The following is an 18,670-nucleotide window of genomic DNA, read 5'->3' on the forward strand; positions in this document are numbered from 1 at the left end:
GACAGAGCATGAAGGGACTTTGTGTTGTTTTCGCATTCGCTACTATTTTACTGACTGCGAATAGTTTGGCGAAAACGCCACCGACGCAGGTTGTTTATCGGTTCGATGACCATCGCTACCTTGAGTTAAAAGGTTGGGATTGCCAGGGGGAACTCTGGTATACGGATATAAAGCGAGGCATTCATTCACAGCCATATTTTCAGTTTTACCGAATATTCACCCGCAAATTTATTCATCCTTCAGAGCGTTATATTTCTATCCCAAACTGGGAGGTGGATGGATTTCTTGTTTCGAAAGATTATGGCGAAACATGGAAGGCTGTTGGCTTTGCTCCCGGGCATAATGAACCTAATGGTGATGACTACGCGCCTGCTGAAGACGTATTATCCTTCACCGTCGTCAACGATCAGGGTTTTTTACAGACCAAACACCGTCTGTATATGTCGTCAAAGCCGTTTGAAGATCCGCGTATTCTGCCTGGTGGCCCAGGCATTGAATTTACCGTGGAGGACGGTATGGGAGGCATAGTTAACGGGAAGCTGGAACCCCGTTCTCCGGGCTGGGCCTGGGGGATGATTTATATGACTAAGCAAGGGCTTGAAAACAGCACTCAACAATTTAAAACGAACTGGCAGGGTTTACCCGACAAAGTCCCCGAAGTGAAGGGGTACACCGGCTGGGATCATATGCGCTGTGACATGGATGCGGGGCGATAAATGATGAAAGGATTATGTACTATTCTCACAGTCGTCACCGTTGTGCTGGCTTCTGAGTGCCAGGCGAAAGAGTCACCGACACAAGTTATTTATCGGTTTGATGAACATCGTTACCTCGAGTTGAAAGGATGGGATTGTGAAGGAGAACTCTGGTATACGGATACCAAACGGGGTATTCACACAATGCCAGCCAGTCAGTTTTATCGAATTTTTACGCGAAAGTTTATTCACCCCTCTGAGAAATATATAGCAATTACCAACTGGCAAGTGGATGGATTCCTTGTTTCAAAAGATTATGGCGAAACATGGAAGGCTGTTGGCTTTGCTCCCGGGCATAATGAACCTAATGGTGATGACTACGCGCCTGCTGAAGACGTATTATCCTTCACCGTTGTCAACGATCAGGGTTTTCTGCAGACCAGACACCGGCTGTATATGTCGTCAAAGCCGTTTGAAGATCCGCGTATTCTGCCGGGTGGTCCAGGCATTGAATATACCGTCGATGACGGTATGGGAAGCAAAGTAAATGGGAAAATAGAACCCCGTTTCCCAGGGCCAGCCTGGGGGATGGATTACATCACCAAACAAGCACTGAAAGATAATACAGCCCAATTTAAAGCAAACTATCAGGGCTTACCCGACAAGGTACCTGAAGTGAAGGACTATACCGGTTGGGATCGGATGCGCTGTGACATGGATGCGGGGCGATAGGTGATGAAAGGATTATGCCGGGCGGCGCTGCGTTTGCCCGGCCTACAGTTTCCGTGCCCTTCCAGGCCGGGTAAGGCGCAGCCGCCACCCGCAAATGAGGCCGCCGGATAAAAAAACGTGTTCGTCATTTTGTTATTTAAATCTGATTAAAAGGTGTGTGCTTTATATTTGTGTGGTGATTTTTTTATGCCTATGAATTTATTTAGTGAATATCCTTGTATCTATAACGCCTGATTTTACATGGCTAAATCATATTTTAATAATAGCGTTGGGTGTATTATTTAAAAGCAGGTCCACCGTTTATTAAAAGGATGTTTATCTATGGCAGGGAACAACGAAGTTGTCCAGCAGGCTACCTTAAATCGTTATTTGTTGTATTTTCCCCGAAGTAAAAGCGTTATTCCGGATGTTCACTCGTTTACCGGAACAGAGGGGTTAAGCGAGCCCTGGCGCTATACCATCCGCTTTACCAGTCCGGATCAGAACATTGCCATTGAGGCCGTTCTTAACCAGATGGCCGAATTTATTCTGCGAGCCCCGAATCCAAATGCCTCCTGGCAAGGGCAAACGCCCTGGCTGCCGGTACGACAGATAAACGGTACGATCACGCAATTTTCCCGCCTGAAGTCTTCCGGTGATGAAGCGCTGTATGAGTGTGTGCTGGAGCATGAGCTGGTATTGCTGGACAGGAACTACCGTTCCGCGGTGTACATGGACATGACGGTGCCGGAACTCGTCACGAAGCTCATGAAGGAGAGTGGGTATTTTGACGGCTACAACATCGATTTTGACCAACTCATCCATATTTACTCGCGACGGGAGATGATTATTCAGTGGAAAGAAACCGATCTACAGTTTATCCGCCGGTTACTGGCGGAGGTGGGGATCTGGTTCCGCTTAGAGAATCACGACAAAGTGAAGGCTGAAACCGTCGTTATTTTTGGGGATTCTGAACGCCGTTACCTCTTCTGCGACAAACAAGTGCCTTATGTCCGCCGTTCTGGCATGACCAGTTACGCCGATTACATTACCGATCTGGAGGAACAGCACGATTTAATCCCCCAAAACGCGTTGGTACGCACCTATAACTACCGCGACCCGCACTCGCCTCAGGCCGACAAAACTATCGACATAAGTGATATCCCTCAGGGTGTCACCACAGGACAACATTATCACTATGCCGATCCTTACCTGACTAACGGTGATTATTATGGCGAAGAGGCGGAAACGGCCACGTTTTACGCCCGGCTTCGTTATGAGCGTCTGCTGAACGGCCAGAGTATTCTGGGCGCAACGACCAGCGATCCCGAACTTCAGCCGGGTATCATATTTCACCCCACGGGGCCCATTCCAGACGGTTTTAAACCCGGCTTTCTGATAACGAAAATGACCATCCGCAGCAGTCGCGCGGAACATTACCGCGCCGTGCTGACGGGTATCCCCTACATCCACGGCTACAGCTTCCGCCCTGAATATATACCCCGGCCAGTGATAGCCGGAACCGTGCCTGCAAGAGTGGCGGCTATCGGGGGTGATAAAACTTATGCCGGGCTTGATGCGCACGGGCGCTACCGGGTGAAGTTTGATTTTGACCTGGATGAGAAGCGTGACGGGTTTGAAAGCGCTCTGGTACGTCTTGGAAGAGCCTATGCCGGTGACACCTTTGGCATTCACTTTCCGCTGCTGGACGGCACCGAGGTGGCCATTGGTTTTGAAGGCGGCGATCCGGACCGACCTTTTATTGCCCACGCTATGCATGATGGCAGCCGCCCGGATTTAGTCACCAACCGCAACGATACCCGCAACGTGATCCGCACGGCTGCGTTCAACAAGATTCGTCTTGAGGACCGCCGCGGCCAGGAGCATATCAAGATTTCTACGGAGTACGGCAAGGGGCAATTCAGCGTGGGACATCTGGTCGATGCTGAAGGGAAAAAACGTGGCGAAGGCCTTGAGGCCCGTACCGATGACTGGATGTCACTGCGTGCCGCCAAAGGGGTGATGATCACTACTGAAGCCCAGCCACGCGCCGCAGGGAAACAGCTGGATATGGCAGCAGCCATCGCGCAGCTTGAGAAAGCTTTATCGCTGGCGATGACCCTGCAACAAAGTGCGCTGACGGCGGGGGCCTGTAATGTCGAAACCGACCAGCAGAATGCGCTCAGTCAGGCGTTAAGTCATCTCACGGAACCCGGCATTCTGGCCTATGGCAAAAACGGGATTGCTCAAATCACACCGGACAGTCTGCAACTGTCTGCCGGGAAGGACCTGATCGCCACGGCGGGCAATGATACCAGCGTGAATGTGGTGAAAAAATTCTCACTGGCCGTGGGGGAGAAAATTTCGCTGTTTGCCCGCAAGCTCGGTATCCAGATGATTGCCGGTGCAGGGGATATCACGACCCAGGCGCAGCGCGGTGAAATGCACATGCTGTCACAGCAGGATTTCACGCTGACCAGTACCGCCGGGAAGATGAACGGCAGTGCCAGAGAGGGGATGCAGTTTGTCTGCGGTGGGGGCGGGATCCGCATCAGTCCGAACGGGCTGGTCACCATTTTCTCGCCAACCGGCATTGAGCTTAAAGCACCGAACCTGAAATACGACGGTCCGGAAAGTGCGTCAGTTCAATCGCCATCCTTCGAGAAAGGTGCTTTTAAGCTCCGCTATAAGCTGCACGCGGGCGATGACCCGGAGCAAATTCTGGCAAACAAAAAATTCAGACTGACGAATTCGTCCGGCCAGATTGTAGAAGGCGTGACGGACAGCAATGGTCATTCACCGCTGCTTGATGCTGATGACCTCGACAGTTACAAAATGGAGTTAATGGAATGACGGAGTCGAAGACAAAACCATATGCCCCACGGGTGATCTCTGAAGGCGATATTCCGGTACACAAAAGTCTGGGAGAAGCCGCCCAGACGCGCAACGTGGGCGTGCCGCGCCCGATGCCGGGGATCGTGATCCTGGTCCACGGCGTAAACGACGTGGGTGAGGCGTACCAGAATCAGGAGAAGGGCATTCTTGCAGGACTGGGAAAACGGCTTAACCGGCAGGATTTTTATGCCCATACCTGGAAAGACTACAGGATCACCGCTCCCGGCCGTTCGCCCGTCATCCCGTTTTACTGGGGATATAAACCGGTGACCTGTGACGACTACCGGGCAGACCAGAAACGCTACCGGGAGGAGGTCAGCAAGCTGAGTGAAAAAGCCCATCTGCCGTATGACGCCTATCAGGAAAATAACGAGAAGAATAAAGCGGCGCTGGGTAATGACGGCAAAGGACCCTTTAAATTCCAGAGCGATAACTTTAAAAACGCGCTTGATATGCATTTTGCCAAAGGAGGCGGAACCTTTGCTAATGCGACGACCACTATTCCCGACATCTTAGGGCCGGGTGCCGGTGGCTTTGGCGTGGCCGCAGCGGGATTTGCCTCATTGCACTTTAATGACGGGGACTATACGCATCCAATATATGAAAATCCTCACCGTATTTATCAATTTTTTGCCGCTCAGCGGCTGGCGGATTTGATTATTCAGGTCAGGGCAGAGGATATAACAAGGAATGATATTATGAACGTGGTAGCTCATAGCCAGGGAACTATCATCACCATGCTGGCAAATATGCTGGTGAAACAGGCTGGATATGCTCCGGTTAACTGCGTCATTCTTAACCACTCCCCGTATTCGCTGGAGTCGCGCGTATTTGAAAATATTCAGCCCGGATATCAACAGACCAACGCGGCCAGACAGAACACCTTCAAAAACTTCTGTCGCCTGATGTACACGCAGTGGAAAGGTGGCAGAAAAATAACAGAGGGTGAACTGCAGGCGATGGAGGCCTCCTGCACCCTGCGTAAACCTTCCGATAATCCGCTGCGAACCGATGACCGGTATTGCCGGAGCAACGACGGCAAGGTGTACAACTACTTTTGTCCTAACGACGGCGTCGTGTCGCTGGAAAATGTACAGGGGATGGGCTGGCGGGGTATCCCTCAGGAAATAGCCCGGGATATTCCTAATCTCTTTCAGCGCGTCTTTTATCAGCACGGCGAGGTAGGGAAAGCGCCGGACGCAAAGCCTTTTGCGTTGCCGCCGCGAAAGGAGGGGGATGCAGAATATGCCTTCCTGACGAACAGCAGTTATAACTTTCGTGATGTAATCATTAACGGCGAGGAATTACCGGAGCCGTTTACGTTTAAACTCCAGGGACAGGATAACAGGCCTGATAACGATCCGCAGACCAGTGACAAACCCTATACCTATTATATCGATCCCGACAGCCCGGATGCCTACATCTCCTATTCCGCTAAAGCCAGCGCTATTAAGCGCACGGACTCTGCCATGTATATGCTCAACAGCTATCAGCGTATCAGCTGGAAACCGGGGCATGTCTTAACGCGCGATGAGCTTGAAATAGAGAGTATTGCCCGGAAACATAAAGTCATTGAAGGGAAGATTACGGGTTCAAAAGAGTACCCGGTGCTGTCCATAACTTGGCTGAAAACCCGTGAAGAGCTGGAAGCGGAGTGGCAAAAAATCGATCCGGTTAGTTATAGCCAGCACTCATCTATTGTCATGAGTGAGTTTGCGCCGTCACACGCGATGGCGTTCGATCTGGCTATTGGGCAGTGTAAAGCGTTTGATTATAAGGCAGGGAAGTTCTGGGAGGAGCTGTTACATCGTGCAGACTGGCGCGATCCAATGAATGGTTTTCCTGCTGCTAAAGAATATTATCGTTCCGGACGACTGCCAGATGTCTCGACAAAGAACGTAATGAATAAACCAGATGAAGTGCTGCCTAAGGGTAATTACGGTGTGGATAATGATTATGCCGGTATCCGACCAAATGTTCGTAACCCGAAAAATATCGATATGGGCTTTTTCAAAGCAGAAGACTTTCAGGAAAGGAAGTTATTGCAATGGGAAATGCCAAAACCTAAAAGTGACGGCCAGCTGGCTTAAGGACTGAGCATGAAGGGACTTTGTGTTGTTTTCGCATTCGCCACTATTTTACTGACTGCGAATAGTTTGGCGAAAGAGCCGCCGACGCAGGTGATTTATCGGTTTGATGATCATCGATTTCTGGAGCTTAAAGGCTGGGACTGCGAAGGAGAACTCTGGTATACGGACACTAAACGAGGTATTCACACAACACCAGCCAGTCAGTTTTATCGAATTTTCACGCGAAAATTTATCCATCCTTCTGAGAAATATATAGCAATTACCAACTGGCAAGTGGATGGATTTCTTGTTTCAAAAGATTATGGCAAAACCTGGAGGGCAATTGGCTTTTCTCCTAAGCATAATGAACCTAATGGTGATAACAGAGCCCCTGCCGAAGACGCGGTATCTTTTACCGTCGTGAACGATCAGGGTTTTTTACAAACCAAACACCGGCTGTATATGTCGTCCAAGCCTTTTGAAGATCCTCGCATTCTGCCTGGTGGGCCAGGGATTGAATTTACCGTGGACGATGGTATGGGAAATAATGTAAACGGGAAGCTAAAACCTGGCTCCTCAGGCCCTGCGTGGGGACTAGATTACATCACCAAACAGGGTCTGAAAGATGACATAGCCCAGTTTAAGACAAACTATCAGGGCCTACCCGACAAAGTCCCCGAAGTGAAGGGGTACACCGGCTGGGATCATATGCGCTGTGACATGGATGCGGGGCGATAGGTGATGAAAGAATTATGTACTATTTTCGCAGTGTTCGCCGTTGTTCTGGCTGCTGATTGCGTGGCGAAAGAGCCGCCGACTCAGGTAGTTTATCGGTTCGATGACCATCGCTACCTTGAGTTAAAAGGATGGGATTGCGAAGGAGAGCTCTGGTATACGGACACTAAATGAGGTATTCACACAACACCAGCCAGTCAGTTTTATCGAATTTTTACGCGAAAGTTTATCCATCCCTCTGAGAGGTATATAGCAATTACCAACTGGCGAGTGGATGGATTCCTTGTGTCGAAGGACTATGGTCAAACCTGGAGGGCCGTCGGCTTTTCTCCCGGTCATAATGAACCGAATGGAGATAACAGAGCGCCTGCTGAAGATGTTGTGTCGTTTACCGTCTTAAACGATCAGGGTTTTCTGCAGACCAAACATCGGCTGTATATGTCTTCAAAACCGTTTGATTATCCGCGCGTCGTGGCAGGTGGGGCTGGTATTACATACAAACTGGATGATGGCACCGTCCAGACAATTAGCCCCGACTTTCCAGGTTGGAAATGGGGAATGGTGTACTTTACTAAGGAATGGCTGAAAGGAAAGGTTGTAAGTCATGAACAAAACTATCAGGACCTGCCCGACAAAGTTCCGGAAGTGAAGAATTATACAGGTTGGGATCGTATGCGCTGTGACATGGATGCGGGGCGATAAGTGATGAAAGGATTATGTACTATTTTCGCAGTGTTCGCCGTTGTTCTGGCTGCTGATTGCGTGGCGAAAGAGCCGCCGACTCAGGTAGTTTATCGGTTCGATGACCATCGCTATCTTGAGTTAAAAGGGTGGGATTGCCAGGGGGAGCTCTGGTATGCGGATACTCAGAAAAAGATCCATTCGCAAATTTTTTCACAATTTTATCGAATATTTACCCGAAAATTTATTCACCCCTCTGAACGATATATTGCAATAACTGGTTGGGGTGCAGATGGCTTTCGCGTATCGAAAGATTATGGGAAAACCTGGGCAAGTGTACGCTTTGCGCCTGGTCATAATGAACCGAACGGTGATGATTACGCACCTTATGAAGACGTATTATCCTTCACCGTCGTGAACGATCAGGGTTTTCTGCAGACCAAACACCGGCTGTATATGTCTTCAAAACCGTTTGATGATCCGCGCGTCGTGGCAGGTGGGGCTGGTATTACATACAAACTGGATGATGGCACCGTCCAGACAATTAGCCCCGACTTTCCAGGTTGGAAATGGGGAATGGTGTACTTTACTAAGGAATGGCTGAAAGGAAAGGTTGTAAGTCATGAACAAAACTATCAGGACCTGCCCGACAAAGTTCCGGAAGTGAAGAATTATACAGGTTGGGATCGTATGCGCTGTGACATGGATGCGGGGCGATAAGTGATGAAAGGATTATGTACTATTTTCGCAGTGTTCGCCGTTGTTCTGGCTGCTGATTGCGTGGCGAAAGAGCCGCCGACTCAGGTAGTTTATCGGTTCGATGACCATCGCTATCTTGAGTTAAAAGGGTGGGATTGCCAGGGGGAGCTCTGGTATGCGGATACTCAGAAAAAGATCCATTCGCAAATTTTTTCACAATTTTATCGAATATTTACCCGAAAATTTATTCACCCCTCTGAACGATATATTGCAATAACTGGTTGGGGTGCAGATGGCTTTCGCGTATCGAAAGATTATGGGAAAACCTGGGCAAGTGTACGCTTTGCGCCTGGTCATAATGAACCGAACGGTGATGATTACGCACCTTATGAAGACGTATTATCCTTCACCGTTGTCAACGATCAGGGTTTTCTGCAGACCAAACACCGGCTGTATATGTCGTCAAAACCGTTTGAAGATCCGCGCATTCTGCCGGGTGGCCCAGGCATTGAATATACCGTGGATGACGGTATGGGTGGCACAGTAAACGGGAAACTGGAACCCCGCTCCCCCGGATGGGCCTGGGGGATGATCTACATGACAAAGCAAGGGCTTGATGGCAGCACGCAACAACTTAAAACGAACTGGCAAAATTTGCCCGACAAAGTCCCCGAAGTGAAAGGCTATACCGGCTGGGATCGTATGCGCTGTGACATGGATGCGGGGCGATAATTGATGAAAGGATTATGTACTTTTTTCGCCGTCGTCACCGTTGTGCTGGCTTCTGAGTGTCAGGCGAAAGAGCCGCCGACTCAGGTAGTTTATCGGTTCGATGACCATCGATTTCTGGAGCTTAAAGGCTGGGACTGCGAAGGAGAACTCTGGTATACGGACACTAAACGAGGTATTCACACAATACCAGCCAGTCAGTTTTATCGAATTTTTACGCGAAAGTTTATCCATCCCTCTGAGAGGTATATAGCAATTACCAACTGGCAAGTGGATGGATTTCTTGTTTCAAAAGATTATGGCAAAACCTGGAGGGCGGTTGGCTTTGCGCCCGGACATAATGAACCTAATGGTGATAACAGAGCGCCCGCAGAAGACGTGGTGTCTTTTACCGTCGTCAACGATCAGGGTTTTCTGCAGACCAAACACCGGCTGTATATGTCTTCAAAACCGTTTGAAGATCCGCGCATTCTGCCTGGTGGCCCAGGGATTGAATATACCGTGGATAACGGTATGGGAAGCAAAGTAAATGGGAAAATAGAACCCCGTTTCCCAGGGCCAGCCTGGGGGATGGATTACATCACCAAACAAGCACTGAAAGATAATACAGCCCAATTTAAAGCAAACTATCAGGATTTACCCGACAAAGTCCCCGAAGTGAAGGGTTACACCGGCTGGGATCGGATGCGCTGTGATATGGATGCAGGACGATAAGGAGATAGAAATAATGAAAGGTGTCATTCGATTAAACGACCCGCTGGTAAGCGGTGGAAAAGTAACGACAGCTTCCGGTGCGCCCTTTATGGGCAAACCCGTGGCCCTCAGGGCCGATCTGGTGACGTGCCCTTTGCACAGAGGGACATTTCCAATAAATGAATGTCATCCCACCTGGACTATGCGCGGCAGGGGGGTTGTGGTGGATGGTTGTCACGCGGCCTGTGGTTGCGAAATCAAAAGTACCTTGCCTGTCGCGGGGGCTGCGTGATGAAAGAGTGGTGGTTATTCAAGAAACAGCCAGATGCAGATACCGATGTGCCAGTCGCGGTTATTATTGTCCTGTATGTTGTCGCCATAGGAGCGAGCCTGCTGATCAGAGCTTTAACCTGGCCTGAAAAGGAACAGGTTACTGCCATTTTTTTTGTGCCTTCAGTTATTTTACCCTTTTGCCTTGTCTCTGTGATTGTTTATGTAGCGTTCATGTTTCATGACGCCAATATTCACTATTTTGAAACTCGTAAATTCATTGCAAAAGAGCGGGAAATTCATTTAAAAGCTTATGCTCGAAAAAATGTGGCTATTGCAGCATGGTCTGCCATCACTCCGCTGGAGCAACCGGCACTGAACATGTTGAAGCTGGAAGGGGAGTTTCCACTGGCGCCGAAAACACCGGTAAAAATTCTGCTGGAAGCGCTTTTCGACCAGACGCGCAATGAACAGGTATTTTGCCGCCTACTGGCTCCGATGGCCGAAAAGCTGAAGGGATACAATTACCGGGTTTTTGAAACCATTGTCTGGGTTCGCGGAGGGAATGAAAATTGTATAGAGAGCTGAGGCGCTCGCTGGACCGATTAGGTGTGGTTCATGCCAGTACCTGCAAAATTGAATACAGCACTGAATGTCCCGATTATGCACTTATCAGCAAATGGACCAAACTGTCAGATTACAGGGTTGAAAACCGATTATTGGTTATCGTTGATTTACATGAAGAAGAAAATGAATCAAAGAACATGGAAAATGCTTGTGCATTCCTGCTGACCAACCATTATGTCCGGGAGGAAGGTGAAAAACCGGTTTATCTGTATCAGCCCATGGCCGGTGTGACAGATGTTGAGGCAAAAATGCCGATCTATCTGGAGGCAGGCTCGGTACTTACACCGAAAACGCTCTGGCATACCGGGCTGCCCCGTACTGAGAAATACCCGTTAATGCAGGTTCTGGATGAAAGGGGGCTGGCATCGGAGCGGCTGGATGTAGATGCCTCTTTCGGCGAAAAGAGTGCCGGGTATCGGTGGCTGGCGCTGGCTTTGGCGGCAGATGCGGTGAAATATGCCCAAGGGGAGCAGTTGGTGGCCTGTTCAGAAAAAAACAAATTTTGTATTACTGCACTCTCTTCCCAGAAAACCAGTATCCCGGCAAACCTTGAGTGGGGAAGCTGGAGTAATCCACTTATGCCTTCGGTTATGGCTGCATTTTTCTGTGTAATTTCATTCTTTGCATATCAGATTACTTTCTCAGATAAAAATGCCCCGCTATCTCTTTGGGGGCTTATTGCGAGTATCTTTATCCCTTTCGTCGGGTTTATTAGCATAGGCTGCTTAGCGTTAGTTATAAAAACCAATGAAGCATATAGGGACATGGGATATTAGTGTGCAGCTGAATCAAAAGATCTGTTTCCCGAATTCAGACCGTCATCAGGATTTGCCGGGCGGCGCTGCGCTTGCCCGGCCTACGGCTTCTGTACCCTTGTAGGCCGGGTAAGGCGCAGCCGCCACCCGGCGATTCATACATACAGCTCCGGATGCGCTTCAAGCATCGCCAGCATATTATCCCGAATCTCATCCTGCGCCCCGGCCATCCACACCGCCTCCAGCGGCATCCCCATCTGCTCCGCACCGTTCAGCTGCACAAATTTCACGCCCGGCATCAGATAGCGGCTACTCCAGGCGGGCACAATCGCCAGACCAATACCCGCTGCCACCAGGTTGATAATGGTCTGCTTCTCGTCCGCCATCTGTGACACTGTCACTTCTATCCCGGCGTGATGGAAAAGATTCATGGTCAGGTCGTGGCTGTGCGGGCGCGAGCGCCGCTCCGGCAGGATCATCGGCATCCCTTCCAGCTCCGCGATATCGACCTTCTCCCGGTCAGCAAACGGATGGCTGGCGGGCAGGGCGAGAATTCCCGGCTCATTGCATAAAAATGCCCGGCCAAACTGGGCGTCGAGCTGGGCAGGCGGGCGGATAAAGACCAGATCCAGCCTGCCGCTTTTCAGCTTCGGCAGGAGGTGTACGGTCTTATCTTCGAAAAGCTGAATCTCCACATCCGGGTAGTGCTGGCGGAAGAGATGCAGCAGTCCGGGCAGCAAACCGATGGCCGCGCTGTCGATGGTGCCGACGCGCAAAAGCGGCTGCGCCCGGCGTGGATTTTGACGAAATTGCAACATAATCGCGTCGGCATGGGCGAGCAGCTTACGTGCCTCTTCCCGCAGCAAGACGCCATTCTCCGTCAGCGCCACCCGGCGGGTCGAGCGGGTAAACAGCCTCGTGCCAAGTGCCTCTTCTAAAAGACGAATATTTCTTCCCAGGGCGGAGGGCAGCATATCCAGGCGCTGGGCCGCCTGACCGAAATGCAGGGTTTCGGCTACCGCCAGGAAACAGCGCAGGTGTTGTAGTTCCATTCTGGCTCGCTCTCGATTATTGCATTTTTTTGTATAAACCGATGCGCATGATCATGCAAGAAATATCAGCATACTCATCAAGGCAGCCCGACTGCGTACCCTACAAAATAATTATGAGGAACACCTCACATGACCTGCACAATCGAACAACGGGTAATGCGCAAAATCACCTTGCGCATCGTACCCTTCATCATGCTGTTGTACTTCATCGCCTTCCTCGACCGCGTGAACATCGGTTTCGCGGCGCTCACCATGAACGCCGACCTCGGCTTCTCCCCGGCAGTGTTTGGTTTCGGTGCCGGGATCTTCTTTCTCGGCTACTTCCTGTTTGAGGTGCCCTCCAACCTGATCCTCCACAAGGTCGGGGCGCGTATCTGGATTGCCCGGGTGATGATCACCTGGGGGCTGGTCTCCGGCGCCATGGCTTTCGTGCAGGGTACGACCAGCTTCTACACCCTGCGTTTTCTGCTCGGCGTGGCGGAAGCGGGCTTCTTCCCGGGGATCATCCTCTACTTAAGCTACTGGTTCCCGGCGCAAAAGCGCGCCCAGGTGACGGCCATCTTTATGGCGGCAGCACCCATCTCCACCGCCCTCGGCTCGCCGATATCCGCGGCGCTGCTGGAGATGCACGGCATGATGGGCTTCGCCGGCTGGCAGTGGATGTTTGTTCTCGAAGCGGTGCCGGCGGTGATCCTCGGCGTGGTGGTGCTGTTCTGGCTCACCGATCGCCCGGAAAAGGCGAAATGGCTCAGCGAAGAGGAGCGTGGCTGGCTGATTGCCACCCTGCAACGCGAGCAGGCGGCGAAACAGGCCACGGCCCAGCACAGCGTCTGGAAGGGGTTGCTGGATAAACGCGTTCTCGCCCTGTCGCTGGTCTACTTCGGCACCTCCGCCGGACTCTATACCCTGGGCATCTGGTCCCCGCAGATCATCAAAACCCTCGGCGTCTCCTCCATGACCGTTGGCCTGCTGAATGCGATCCCGGCGGTGCTGGCGGTAGCGGCCATGGTGCTCTGGGCGCGTCATTCCGACAGAACCGGCGAACGCTCCTGGCACGTAATTGCCGCCTGCATTGTGGCTGCGGCAGGGCTGTTTATGGCGGGCAGCACGGCAAGCATCGTTGGGGTGATCCTCGCCCTGACCATCGTTAACTGCGGCATCAGCGCCTCCAAGCCACCGCTGTGGAGCATGCCAACCCTGTTTCTTTCCGGTTCGGCGGCGGCGGCGGGGATCGCCACCATCAACTCCCTCGGCAACCTGGGCGGCTTCGTCGGTCCGTTCATGATTGGCCTGATCAAGCAACAGACCGGCAGTTACGCCTGGGGGCTGTGGTTTGTCGCCGGGCTGCTGATCCTCTCTTCACTGGTTGTGCTGTGGCTCTCGGCATCCAGCCGTAAAACGCAGGCCAACGAAACATTAATTCAGTCAAAACATTAATTTAAGGAAAAAAACTATGAAAGATTACGCCATTGCAGCCATCCCCGCAGACGGTATCGGCCCGGAAGTGATCACCGCAGGGGTTGAGGTCTTACACGCCCTGGCCCAGCGTCAGGGAGATATGCGTTTCTCAGTACATACCTTCGAGTGGGGCTCGGACTACTACAAAGCCCACGGCGTGATGATGCCGGAGGACGGGCTGGAGCAGTTAAAAGCCTTTGATGCCATCTACTTTGGCGCGGTGGGTGCTCCGGACGTGCCGGATCACATCACCCTGTGGGGGCTGCGTCTGCCGATCTGCCAGGGCTTCGATCAGTATGCCAACGTGCGGCCAACTAAAATCCTGCCGGGCATTCAGTCCCCGCTGCGCAAGGCGGTACCCGGCACCCTCGACTGGGTGATCGTGCGTGAAAACTCCGAAGGGGAATATTCCGGCCACGGCGGTCGCGCGCACCGCGGCCTGCCGGAAGAGGTGGGCACCGAGGTGGCGATCTTCACCCGCACCGGGGTGACGCGCATTATGCGCTACGCCTTCCGCCTGGCGCAGTCGCGTCCGCGTAAGCTGTTAACCGTCGTCACCAAGTCCAACGCCCAGCGTCACGGGATGGTGATGTGGGATGAGATCGCCGCCGACGTCGCCCGCGAATTCCCGGACGTCACCTGGGACAAGATGCTGGTGGATGCCATGACCGTGCGCATGACCCTGCACCCGGCGTCGCTGGATACCATCGTGGCGACCAACCTGCACGCCGATATCCTCTCCGACCTGGCCGGGGCGCTGGCGGGCAGTCTGGGGGTCGCGCCGACCGCCAATATCGACCCGGAGCGTCGTTTCCCGTCGATGTTCGAACCGATCCACGGCTCGGCCTTTGATATTACCGGCAAGGGTATCGCCAACCCGGTCGCCAGCTTCTGGACCGCGGCGCAGATGCTGGAACATCTGGGGGAAGGGGAAGCTGCCGCGCGCCTGATGGCGGCGGTGGAGCAGGTCTGCGCCGAAGGGATCATGACCCCGGACGTGGGCGGCACGGCCAACACCCGCGAGGTCACCCAGGCGGTGATCCGCGCCATTGCAGAAGGCTGATCTATGGCACAACACGACGATAGCGCCCTGCGAGGGGCGCTTACTGAGATCTTTATGGCGGCGGTGAAAAGCGCCGACCCCCATGAGGCGCTGATTAACGCCCTGCCGGCGAAACCGCGCGGGCGCTGCATTGTAGTCGGTGCCGGGAAAGCCAGCGCCGCCATGGCCGCCGCGCTGGAGGCCGCCTGGCCGGATGTCGATCTGCAGGGCGTGGTGGTGACCCGTTATGGCCATGCCGCCTCGACGCAAAAAATTCGTATCGTCGAGGCGGCGCACCCGGTCTCCGATGCCATGAGCGAAGTGGCCTCAATGCTGATGATGGAGCAGGTGAAGCACCTCACCGCCGACGACTGCGTGATTGCGCTTATCTCCGGCGGGGGATCGTCCTTGCTGGCGCTGCCGCGCCAGGGCATTACCCTGGCCGACAAGCAGGCGTTGAACAAAGCGCTGCTAAAGAGCGGGGCGACCATCAACGAGATGAACACCGTGCGCAAGCAGCTGTCGGACATCAAAGGCGGACGTCTGGCGCTGGCGGCGCTGCCTGCCCGGGTGATTACGCTTATCATCAGCGACGTACCGGGTGACGATCCCCAGAGCATTGCCTCCGGCCCGACGGTGGCGGACAGCTCCACGCCAGAAGAGGCGCTGGAGGTTATCGCCCGCTATGGCCTGAAACTGCCGGAGCCGGTAATGCGGGTGCTACGCACCCCGCGTGCCCCGGTGACGACAGCAGAGATTGACGAGGATATCCGCCTGATCGCCACCCCCTCCGGCGCGCTGGCCGCTGCCGCAGCCGTGGCGCAGAAGATGGGATACACCCCGCTGATCCTGGGGGATGCCCTGGAAGGGGAAAGCCCGCAATTAGGTATCGTGATGGCCGGGATTGCGAAATCCGTGAAACAGCACGGCCTGCCGGTAAAAGGCCCGGCGGTGCTGCTGAGCGGTGGAGAGACCACGGTGACGATTGGCGATACGGGATGTGGCCGCGGCGGGCGCAACACCGAGTTCCTGCTGGCGCTGGCCTGTGCCCTGAAGGGCGAGGCGGGAATTTACGCCATCGCCGGGGACAGCGACGGGATTGACGGCACCGAGGATGCGGCGGGAGCGATAGTGACGCCGGAGACGCTGGCTCGCACCGCGCTGGATGCTAAGGCGATGCTGCGCGGGCATGACAGCTATAGCTACTTTGCCGCCGCAGGCGATCTGGTGGTGACCGGCCCGACATTAACCAACGTGAATGATATCCGGGTGATAATGATCGCCTGACAGGAGCAGTGCCGGGCGGCGCTGCGCTTGCCCGGCCTACAACGGCACCGGCCCCGTAGGCCGGGTAAGGCGCAGCCACCACCCGGCGTTTTTTCAACAATTTGCGAGGCTGCTTCCGGGAATGCCTCTTGCCGTCTCGTCTGTATCGCAGTATCTTCTTGTTGCGCTTGCAAAATCAGGCGTCGGGATTAGCCTCCTGCAACCTTAGTGACGGCGCAAAGCTTCATTTGCGCCGTGCGACCTGCTACACCTCAATGGTGGGCTGGACGGGGGCGCTGCAAAGCGCGCCGGTGTCACTAAGGCCGGTAAGGCTAACTCCGTTCAGTTCACCACCAGCGAGATTAGCCTCTCCTGTGGTGATGTAAATTAATCACTTAGTGAGGTTGCCAATATGGCTACGACCCTAACCCCAATTCACGCATTAATTACCAGACCCTTCAACCATCTTACCGATTTCATCGAGCTTGCAGATAACTGCGAACGCTACGTTGAAGCGATGGTAGAAGCCGACGATCCCCGAGATAAACTGGCTCTGTGCGGACGGCTGTCTACCAGCCTCTCTCTGCTGATGCCGACGCTTAACGAGCCCATTCCTCCGGAAATGGTGGATGTGTTGACCATTGATACGCTGCCCACTCATCTCCCCGTGTTCGAGCCGGAAACCGATACTCTGTGCCGGTACTGTCAGGAACTCACTCAGTTGACAATGAGTGGCATGCTGACAAGCGAGCAGCAGCGCGTTATCGAAGATTTGCTGTTTGACCTAGTGAGTTATTTTACTTACAGGCTGAAAGCTCCGCGCTGGCTGAGGACAGAGCAGGGCGATGTATTACTTTGAAAACGATAAAATTTACTTCTTAATGCTTAGAGTATCTGGCATGAAAATGAATCTCTGAATTTAATTCGGCCAACATGTATATCGAAGAGTCGTTAGGTTGTGATATTCACGAAACACCCTTACAGTTATTATCTATAAGGGCGTTGATTTTATCTCTTTTTCAGTGATGCAGTTATATAAACGATGATGGCTACGATGAGTAATGATAAAATGCAGAGGGAAAGGAAATAATATTTATCCCATGTATCACCAGGGATGACATCTGTAAAGATTCTCACCAAACTATAGGCTTTCATTTCTGGTATCAGTAAAAATAAGGCCGCTAACACCAGGGTGTATAGCAGCGCTTCCCCAATCCATAATAACACGTAATGCAGTGGCTTCATTAATACACCTGTATAGTACCGAAAGCAGTTAATGAGGACGTTACTTGTATGGTTGGCGTTTTAAGCAAAGCATCGCGTAACAGCATAAAATCTGATAGACGCGGCAAGGTAATACAACCTTCGCTTACGCCTTTATAACCAGCGGGATGCAAGCGAAAGTGTCCTCTTTCTACCTGTCCTGTGAACGTAATATCATCAATCTGTGCGTCATGTCTGTACAAAGCAAACCATACTGACCTGTCCGAACCGGATACGAACGATGCAAAAGCATCACTCAACCCTGTTAGTGCACCACCTGTACCACGTGTAACAATGTAGTATAAACCTGGCGGTAGCGGTCCGATAGAAGGGATTGCAATATCATTAGCATTGTTGCGTGATGTGCCTGTACCAGAATAAGCCGGAAAAAAACCTATTCCGGGGCAGCTCAGATTACTTAGTTGATTCCCATTTAGATGGAAAGTGCATTGGATCATCGTTCATTCCAGCTATCGGAGAAAATGACATTCCCATCACAATATTTCCATGTTATTTTCTCATATCGTAAGGATACTGCTTCCAGATGATTATGCTTTTCAGTTGCTGGATTTTTACAATCGTGCATCATGGGGCAAATTGAAATAACCTTAACGTTCTCAAGTAACATATTGAAGTACTCTTCCTCTTGTCCTGAGTGATTAATTTTATACCATTTCAATTCTACGCTTTTTAGTGTCTGCCCCTGAGCTACAGCCTTATATATATATGGGCTTGAGGAATCAAATTCTTTCTGAAATGTTAATGGCGCATGTAAGCGCGTTCCGGTGATTTTGCCTGTGCTATTATCAGTCGGTAAGTGTAATCCATGACTAAAACCCAGAACCTCAATGCTTCCTTCACGATCTTTAACATCAACCGATCCTTTAATATCAGCTCCACCATCGTCTTTCATCCATAAGTAAGCTGGAATTGCCATTTGTGTAATCCTTTAATTAGTTGATAAACGAAAAAAAGCCTACATACATTAAGGTTAATTTGCAAAAACATTGATCCCGAAAATAAATAAGGT

The 18,670-nt window shown here is 52.1% G+C and carries 19 protein-coding genes and 1 pseudogene; 16 read left to right on the forward strand and 4 right to left on the reverse strand.

The annotated features are described in order from the left end of the window. The first annotated feature begins 8 nt into the window (after positions 1 to 8). The 12 genes and pseudogenes from ACOKCT_RS10015 (at position 9) to ACOKCT_RS10070 (ending at position 11,580) form a co-directional block, all read left to right on the forward strand. Positions 9 to 716: a T6SS immunity protein Tli3 family protein gene (locus tag ACOKCT_RS10015; protein ID WP_156654529.1), complete on the forward strand. Its 708-nt coding sequence runs from the start codon at positions 9 to 11 to the stop codon at positions 714 to 716. Positions 717 to 719: 3 nt separating this feature from the next. Then, positions 720 to 1,427: a T6SS immunity protein Tli3 family protein gene (locus tag ACOKCT_RS10020; protein WP_420193512.1), complete on the forward strand. Its 708-nt coding sequence runs from the start codon at positions 720 to 722 to the stop codon at positions 1,425 to 1,427. 321 nt (positions 1,428 to 1,748) lie between these two features. Continuing rightward, the gene (locus tag ACOKCT_RS10025) at positions 1,749 to 4,259 is read left to right on the forward strand and encodes a DUF2345 domain-containing protein (RefSeq protein ID WP_263950803.1); all 2,511 of its coding nucleotides are present in this window, start codon (positions 1,749 to 1,751) and stop codon (positions 4,257 to 4,259) included. Next, positions 4,256 to 6,391: an effector protein Tle3 domain-containing protein gene (locus tag ACOKCT_RS10030; RefSeq protein WP_412531187.1), complete on the forward strand. Its 2,136-nt coding sequence runs from the start codon at positions 4,256 to 4,258 to the stop codon at positions 6,389 to 6,391. The genes ACOKCT_RS10025 and ACOKCT_RS10030 overlap by 4 nt, the downstream gene beginning before the upstream one ends. 9 nt (positions 6,392 to 6,400) lie before the next feature. Continuing rightward, positions 6,401 to 7,108: a T6SS immunity protein Tli3 family protein gene (locus ACOKCT_RS10035; protein WP_263950806.1), complete on the forward strand. Its 708-nt coding sequence runs from the start codon at positions 6,401 to 6,403 to the stop codon at positions 7,106 to 7,108. 3 nt (positions 7,109 to 7,111) lie between these two features. Further along, a pseudogene (locus ACOKCT_RS10040) lies at positions 7,112 to 7,807 on the forward strand (T6SS immunity protein Tli3 family protein). 3 nt (positions 7,808 to 7,810) lie between these two features. Further along, positions 7,811 to 8,506: a T6SS immunity protein Tli3 family protein gene (locus ACOKCT_RS10045; protein WP_263951671.1), complete on the forward strand. Its 696-nt coding sequence runs from the start codon at positions 7,811 to 7,813 to the stop codon at positions 8,504 to 8,506. A 3-nt stretch (positions 8,507 to 8,509) separates the two neighbouring features. After that, positions 8,510 to 9,217: a T6SS immunity protein Tli3 family protein gene (locus ACOKCT_RS10050; protein ID WP_263951672.1), complete on the forward strand. Its 708-nt coding sequence runs from the start codon at positions 8,510 to 8,512 to the stop codon at positions 9,215 to 9,217. Positions 9,218 to 9,220: 3 nt separating this feature from the next. After that, the gene (locus ACOKCT_RS10055) at positions 9,221 to 9,928 is read left to right on the forward strand and encodes a T6SS immunity protein Tli3 family protein (RefSeq protein ID WP_420193419.1); all 708 of its coding nucleotides are present in this window, start codon (positions 9,221 to 9,223) and stop codon (positions 9,926 to 9,928) included. Between the two features lie 88 nt (positions 9,929 to 10,016). Further along, positions 10,017 to 10,199 carry a PAAR domain-containing protein gene (locus tag ACOKCT_RS10060; RefSeq protein ID WP_409454962.1) on the forward strand — a complete coding sequence of 61 codons (183 nt, stop codon included), beginning with the start codon at positions 10,017 to 10,019 and terminating at the stop codon, positions 10,197 to 10,199. Continuing rightward, on the forward strand, positions 10,199 to 10,765 hold the full coding sequence (locus ACOKCT_RS10065) for a hypothetical protein (RefSeq protein WP_420193420.1): 567 nt from the start codon (positions 10,199 to 10,201) through the stop codon (positions 10,763 to 10,765). Before ACOKCT_RS10060 ends, ACOKCT_RS10065 begins: the two co-directional genes overlap by 1 nt. Further along, positions 10,750 to 11,580 (forward strand): hypothetical protein, encoded by an 831-nt coding sequence (locus ACOKCT_RS10070; RefSeq protein ID WP_420193421.1) that lies wholly within the window; start codon positions 10,750 to 10,752, stop codon positions 11,578 to 11,580. The genes ACOKCT_RS10065 and ACOKCT_RS10070 overlap by 16 nt, the downstream gene beginning before the upstream one ends. A 134-nt stretch (positions 11,581 to 11,714) precedes the next feature. Here the strand turns inward: ACOKCT_RS10070 and ACOKCT_RS10075 are convergent, their stop codons facing one another. Next, complete coding sequence (locus tag ACOKCT_RS10075; protein ID WP_103179665.1) at positions 11,715 to 12,611, reverse strand: LysR family transcriptional regulator; 897 nt, start codon at positions 12,609 to 12,611, stop codon at positions 11,715 to 11,717. Positions 12,612 to 12,740: 129 nt separating this feature from the next. Here ACOKCT_RS10075 and ACOKCT_RS10080 point away from each other — a divergent pair, with 129 nt between their 5' ends. The 4 genes from ACOKCT_RS10080 (at position 12,741) to ACOKCT_RS10095 (ending at position 17,236) form a co-directional block, all read left to right on the forward strand. Continuing rightward, the gene (locus ACOKCT_RS10080) at positions 12,741 to 14,048 is read left to right on the forward strand and encodes an MFS transporter (protein WP_156654522.1); all 1,308 of its coding nucleotides are present in this window, start codon (positions 12,741 to 12,743) and stop codon (positions 14,046 to 14,048) included. A gap of 16 nt (positions 14,049 to 14,064) precedes the next feature. Continuing rightward, positions 14,065 to 15,132, forward strand: coding sequence for a tartrate dehydrogenase (locus ACOKCT_RS10085; protein ID WP_103179663.1), 1,068 nt, complete (start codon positions 14,065 to 14,067; stop codon positions 15,130 to 15,132). Positions 15,133 to 15,135: 3 nt separating this feature from the next. After that, positions 15,136 to 16,398, forward strand: a complete 1,263-nt coding sequence (locus ACOKCT_RS10090; protein ID WP_420193422.1) for a glycerate kinase type-2 family protein — start codon at positions 15,136 to 15,138, stop codon at positions 16,396 to 16,398. Between the two features lie 391 nt (positions 16,399 to 16,789). Continuing rightward, entirely contained in the window at positions 16,790 to 17,236 is a 447-nt protein-coding gene (locus tag ACOKCT_RS10095) for a hypothetical protein (protein WP_103179661.1), read from the forward strand. 149 nt (positions 17,237 to 17,385) lie between these two features. Here ACOKCT_RS10095 and ACOKCT_RS10100 read toward each other — a convergent pair whose 3' ends face one another. The 3 genes from ACOKCT_RS10100 to ACOKCT_RS10110 are packed head-to-tail and all read right to left on the reverse strand — an operon-like array spanning position 17,386 to position 18,577. Beyond that, the gene (locus ACOKCT_RS10100; RefSeq protein ID WP_103179660.1) at positions 17,386 to 17,622 is read right to left on the reverse strand and encodes a hypothetical protein; all 237 of its coding nucleotides are present in this window, start codon (positions 17,620 to 17,622) and stop codon (positions 17,386 to 17,388) included. Then, complete coding sequence (locus ACOKCT_RS10105; RefSeq protein WP_103179659.1) at positions 17,622 to 18,098, reverse strand: DUF2778 domain-containing protein; 477 nt, start codon at positions 18,096 to 18,098, stop codon at positions 17,622 to 17,624. Before ACOKCT_RS10105 ends, ACOKCT_RS10100 begins: the two co-directional genes overlap by 1 nt. Then, the gene (locus tag ACOKCT_RS10110) at positions 18,095 to 18,577 is read right to left on the reverse strand and encodes an Hcp family type VI secretion system effector (protein WP_159338837.1); all 483 of its coding nucleotides are present in this window, start codon (positions 18,575 to 18,577) and stop codon (positions 18,095 to 18,097) included. Before ACOKCT_RS10110 ends, ACOKCT_RS10105 begins: the two co-directional genes overlap by 4 nt. Positions 18,578 to 18,670 lie beyond the last annotated feature (93 nt).

Source organism: Leclercia sp. M-A074-M, assembly GCF_965195605.1.
In the GTDB taxonomy this organism is placed as follows: domain Bacteria; phylum Pseudomonadota; class Gammaproteobacteria; order Enterobacterales; family Enterobacteriaceae; genus Enterobacter.